Consider the following 5,085-nt stretch of genomic DNA (forward strand, 5'->3'; position numbering starts at 1 on the left):
CAGCCCCTGTCCATCCGCCGCACCGAGGACGACGACTTCGGCAGCGTGGACGGCCCGGACGAGGACCCCGACGACGACTCGGCCGTGGACGATGACGACGACGGCACCTTCGGCCTCAACGCCTTCGCGGAGGAGGCCCCCAGCGAGGACCTGGCCAGCTTCCATGGCGGTACGGGAGACGACTCGGATTCGGGCGACGTGCCGGTGGATCCGCGCCGCGAGCCCGCGCGCAAGGCGTCCCCCACCGCGCGCCCCACCGCCCCGCCGCCGCGCCTGGCGGACCTCAACCGCCCGGAGCGCATGGGCCGGCTGAAGGACGCGCTGCTCCAGGTGTGCGAGGCGCTGGCGTACATCCACGGCCACGGGCTGGTGCACCGCGACCTGAAGCCGTCCAACATCATGGTGGACGACGACCGGCAGGTGCGGCTGATGGACTTCGGGCTGGCGAAGTTCCTCGCCGACGACGCGGGCATCACTGCGGACGGCAAGCTCGTGGGCACGTACCGGTACATGGCGCCGGAGCAGATCCTGGGCGAGCCGCTGGATGGGCGCTCGGACCTGTACAGCCTGGGCGTCATCCTGTACGAGCTGATCAGCGGGCGTCCACCGTTCGACGCGAAAACGCCGCACGAGCTGTGGCGCCAGGTGCTGGAGACGGAGGCACCGCCACTGCTCGCGCTCAACCTGCATGGCGACCCGCAGCTCGCACGGGTGGCCCATCGCCTCATCCGCAAGGAGCCGGACGACCGGTTCCAGACGGCCGAGGAAGTCTACGAGGCCCTCTCCGAGTGAGCACCGCGACGACGCACACCCTCACCGTGGCCGCCGACAAGGCGGGCCAGCGCGTGGACCTGTTCGTGGGAGAGGCCCTGGGCCTGTCCCGCGCGCGCATGAAGCGCCTCTTCGACGAGGGCCAGGTGCGCGTGAATGGCCGCCCCGCGAAGAAGGGCCTGATGGTGGCCGCGGGCCAGCAGATTTCCGTGACGGTGGAGGAGACGACGCGCGAGGCCGTGCCCGACGCGGACTTCCCGCTCGTCATCCTGCACGAGGACGCGTCCCTGCTCTTCGTGGACAAGCCCGCCGGCCGGCCCTCGCATCCGCTGCAACCGGGCGAGACGGGCACCGTGGCCAACGCCCTGGTGGCGCGCTACCCGGAATGCGCGCAGGCGTCCCAGGACCCGCGCGAGGGCGGCCTCTGCCACCGCCTGGACGTGGAGACCTCCGGGGTGCTCGCCGCGGCCCGCACGCGCGAGGCCTGGACCACCGTGCGCGAGGCCTTCAGCAACCGCGCGGTGGACAAGCGCTACATCGCGCTGGTGACGGGCCCGCTCGCGGACGAGGGCGAGGTGGACGTGCCCCTGCGCCACCACCCGCGCCACCCGGACCGCGTGGAGCCCGCGCCCCACGGCGCCGAGGACGCCCGCGAGGCGGTGTCCCACTTCCGCGTGCTCGCGCGCGCGCAGGACTACAGCCTCGTGGAGGTGCGCATCCTCACCGGCGTGCTGCATCAGGTGCGCGCGCACCTAGCCGGCGTGGGCGCACCGCTCGTGGGGGACGCGCTCTACGGAGGCCGCGAGGCGCCGGAATTGGGCCGCTTCTTCCTGCACGCTCGGTCGCTCACCCTGCCCCACCCCGTCACGAAGGAGCCCGTGCGCGTGCAGAGCCCGCTGCCCCAGGACCTGGTGGCGGAGCTCGGGCGGCATGGCTTGACGCTGCCGGAGACGGAGCCGGACGGGGCGGCGCTCGGGGCGGCGCCCGGAGCTATTCGCCCATGATCTTGACGATGACGCGCTTGCGCCGCTGGCCGTCGAACTCGGCGTAGAACACCTGCTGCCAGGGGCCCAGGTCCAGCTTGCCGGCGGTGACGGGGACCAGCACCTGGTGGTGGACGAGCATGGACTTGAGGTGTGCGTCCCCGTTGTCCTCGCCGGTGCGGTGGTGGCGGTAGTCGGGCCCGGAGGGTGCGAGGTGCTGGAGCCACTCCCAGATGTCCTCGTGGAGGCCGGGCTCGTCGTCGTTGACGAAGACGCCCGCGGTGATGTGCATGGCGGACACCAGCACCATGCCCTCCTGGATGCCGCTCTTCTTCAAGAGGGCCGCCACGGTGTCGGTGAGGCGCACCAGCTCGCGCCGGGCTTTCGTCTCGAACCAGAGGTATTCGGTGAGGGTCTTCATGGGCCGCACTGTCAGAGGGGGCCACTAGAGTGACTCACGCCATGCGAGCCATCCTCCACGTGGACATGGACGCCTTCTATGCGTCCGTCGAGCAGCGCGACAACCCGTCCCTGAGGGGCAAGCCCGTCATCGTTGGCGGGCATGCACAGCGGGGGGTGGTGGTGGCGGCCTCCTACGAGGTGCGGCCCTTCGGGGTGAAGAGCGCGATGCCCATGGCGCGGGCGGTGAAGCAGGCCCCGCACGCGGTGGTGGTGAAGCCCCGCTTCTCCGCCTACGCGGAGGCGAGCGAGCAGGTGTTCGCCATCTTCGAGCGCTACACGCCGCTGATTGAACCCCTGTCGCTGGACGAGGCGTTCCTGGATGTCACCGCGTCGGTGGGGCTGTTCGGCGCGGCGGCGGACATCGCGCGGAGGATCCGCAAGGAGATTGCCCACGAGCTGAACCTGCCGGCGTCCGCGGGCATCGCCACGGCGAAGTTCGTGGCGAAGATCGCCTCCGACCTGGCCAAGCCCAACGGCCAGCGCGAGGTGCGGCCCGAGGAGACGGTGGCCTTCCTCGCGGGGCTGCCGGTGTCGCGGCTGTGGGGCGTGGGGCCCAAGACGGAGGACGCGATGAAGCGCGCGGGGCTCGCGACCATCGGGGACGTGGCGGCGCGGGAGTTGGGGTGGCTGGAGGAGCGCTTCGGCTCCAGCGGCAAGCACCTGTGGGAGCTGTCGCACGGCATCGACGCGCGGGACGTGGTGCCGGACCGGGCCGCCAAGAGCGTGGGCGCGGAGGACACGTTCGAGGAGGACCTCACGGGCGTGGAGGTGCTGAAGCCGCACGTGCACGCGCAGGCGCTGCGGGTGGCGCGGCGGCTGCGCAGGGCGGCGCTGAAGGGCCGCGTGGTGCAGCTCAAGCTGAAGTTCGCGGACTTCACGCTCATCACCCGGCGCACCACGCTGCGCGAGCCGACGGATGACGGACAGGTGCTCTACCGCGCGGCGCTGGAGCTGCTGGAGCGCGCGCACGAGGGCAAGGCGATGCGGCTCACGGGCGTCAGCGTGCAGTTGGACGAGGATGAGGCGCAGCTCGGGTTGTTCCCCGCGGCGGCGCCCCGGGCCTCGAAGCTGAACGAGGCGATGGACCGCATCGCGGCCCGCTTCGGCAGCAAGGCCATCACGATGGCGGACATCGCGGGGGCGGAGGCACCGGACGATGATGATCCGCGCTCCGAGCGTCCGGTGGACAGGCCGAAGCCCGCGGAGAAGCCGAAGCGCTGAAGCGCTCCGGCCCCTGCATCACGGGGGACTACCCCTCGCCCGCGTCGGAGCCCGAGGACGAGGCCGGACGCTCGGCGCCCGAACCGTTGCCCTCGCTGCTCCCACCGCCGGTGCGACGGCGACGACGGCGACGGCGCTTCTTGCGGGGGCCATCCGCGTCCCCACTACCACTCGCGCTCGCGCGCGGCGGGGGCACCTCTCCGGACTGCCAGGCCTCCAGCGCCTCGCGGCCCTCGCCCGTGGCCTCCACCGTCATCGCGAAGACGGCCAGCGCCTCGTTGAAGAGCGGGTGGCGTCGGAAGGCTCCAGCCTTCTTGCGGCGCTCACCGGACAGAGTGCGCTGCATCAGCAGCAGCATGCGGCAGCGCTCGGCGATGCGGCGCGGCAGCCGGGCGGCCTCCACGAAGCCCGCGAGCAGGTCCTCGATGACGTGCGCGACGGACGCGCGGCTCTCGTCCTGGGACTCGTCCGCCGGCTCCGTGCGGCCAATGGGCACGAGCAGCGTCGCCAGCAGGATGGCGTCGTCCAGCACCTCGCCCGCGGACACGCGCCGGTCCAGCGCTTCGGCGAAGGCATAGAAGGTCTTCTCCCCCTCCTTGCCGTTCTCCCGCAGGTACGCGTCCACCGGGGGCAGCAGCAGCTTCAGCGCGTCCAGCGCCGCGAGCAGCTTCAACGCCGGGGCGGACCGGCCCGTGCGGATGAGCCGGAAGGTCTCCTCCAGCAGGCGCGCGGGCGCGCAGCGCGGCAGGTCCTCCACCGCGCCCTCCATCGCCGCGTACGTGCGCGATTCGATGTCCAGGTCCAGCTTCGCCGCGAAGCGCACCGCGCGCAGGATGCGCACCGGGTCCTCGCGCATGCGGATTTCGGGGTCGCCAATGGTGCGGATGAACCGCTCATCCAGGTCGCGCCGGCCGCGCACGTAGTCGATGACCCGACCTTCCGCCGCGTCGTAGAACAGGCCGTTGATGGTGAAGTCGCGGCGGCGCGCGTCCTGCTGCGCGGTGCCGAAGACGTTGTCGTGGGTGATGAGCAGGTCCTCGCCGGACGGCTCCTCCGACGACGCGCCCGGAGGCGGCTCCAGCTCCGACGGGTTCGCGCGGAAGGTGGACACCTCCACGATCTTCCCGCCCTTGAAGTAGACGTGCGCCAGCCGGAAGCGCCTGCCGATGAGCCGGCAGTTGCGGAAGACGGCGCGCACCTCGCCCGGGTGGGCGCTGGTCGCCACGTCGAAGTCCTTGGGCTTCTTGCCCAGGAGCAGGTCGCGCACGCAGCCGCCTACCAGGTACGCCTGGTGCCCGTGCTGGTGCAGCCGCAGCACCACCTTGAGCGCGTCCGGATCCATCTCGTCCGGGTCGATTTCGGCGGGCTCGCCGGTGCGCGTGGTGGTGGGCGCCTGCAGCTCCGGCTCGTTCGCCGTGGGCTCGGGCTCCGGCTCCAGGATGACGGCCTCGGGCTCCTCGACCTCGTCACCGGCTTCGGCGGCGGCCTGGGCGTCCTCGGCCTCCGCGGCCTTCAGGGCCTCGGTGGCACGCCGGATTTCATCGCTCACCTCGGGGTCGGCCGGGCCGGCGTCCTCGGAGTCGTCATCGTCGTCGAACCCTTCGTCATCTCCGGCGTCCGCGGCGAAGGCGGGCGCGGCGCCTGTCTC

General features: G+C 72.1%; 5 protein-coding genes. 3 read left to right on the plus strand and 2 right to left on the minus strand.

Going from position 1 to position 5,085, the window contains the following annotated elements; genetic code table 11:
* A partial coding sequence (locus tag D7V97_RS39715; RefSeq protein ID WP_147445176.1) for a serine/threonine-protein kinase occupies nt 1-792 on the plus strand: 792 nt, incomplete at its 5' end.
* Nucleotides 789-1,775 carry an RluA family pseudouridine synthase gene (locus D7V97_RS39720; protein WP_120615777.1) on the plus strand — a complete coding sequence of 329 codons (987 nt, stop codon included), beginning with the start codon at nt 789-791 and terminating at the stop codon, nt 1,773-1,775. The genes D7V97_RS39715 and D7V97_RS39720, both read left to right, overlap by 4 nt.
* Here D7V97_RS39720 and D7V97_RS39725 read toward each other — a convergent pair.
* Nucleotides 1,762-2,175, minus strand: a complete 414-nt coding sequence (locus D7V97_RS39725; protein WP_120615778.1) for a secondary thiamine-phosphate synthase enzyme YjbQ — start codon at nt 2,173-2,175, stop codon at nt 1,762-1,764. The two genes, D7V97_RS39720 and D7V97_RS39725, sit on opposite strands and share 14 nt — an antisense overlap.
* A gap of 41 nt (nt 2,176-2,216) precedes the next feature.
* On the opposite strand from D7V97_RS39725, the gene dinB reads away from it, so the two are divergent.
* Nucleotides 2,217-3,437, plus strand: a complete 1,221-nt coding sequence (gene dinB / locus D7V97_RS39730; RefSeq protein WP_120615779.1) for a DNA polymerase IV — start codon at nt 2,217-2,219, stop codon at nt 3,435-3,437.
* Between the two features lie 28 nt (nt 3,438-3,465).
* Here dinB and pcnB read toward each other — a convergent pair.
* Nucleotides 3,466-5,085 (minus strand): polynucleotide adenylyltransferase PcnB (pcnB, locus tag D7V97_RS39735; RefSeq protein WP_120615780.1); only part of this gene is annotated, 1,620 nt, incomplete at its 5' end.

The sequence above is a fragment of the Corallococcus sp. CA053C genome (genome assembly GCF_003611675.1).
Classification (GTDB): domain Bacteria; phylum Myxococcota; class Myxococcia; order Myxococcales; family Myxococcaceae; genus Corallococcus.

Excerpts from the sequence above, each read along its gene's own strand:
- D7V97_RS39725 (WP_120615778.1), bottom strand. The coding sequence starts at position 2,175 with ATGAAGACCCTCACCGAATACCTCTGGTTCGAGACGAAAGCCCGGCGC.
- dinB (WP_120615779.1), top strand. The coding sequence starts at position 2,217 with ATGCGAGCCATCCTCCACGTGGACATGGACGCCTTCTATGCGTCCGTC.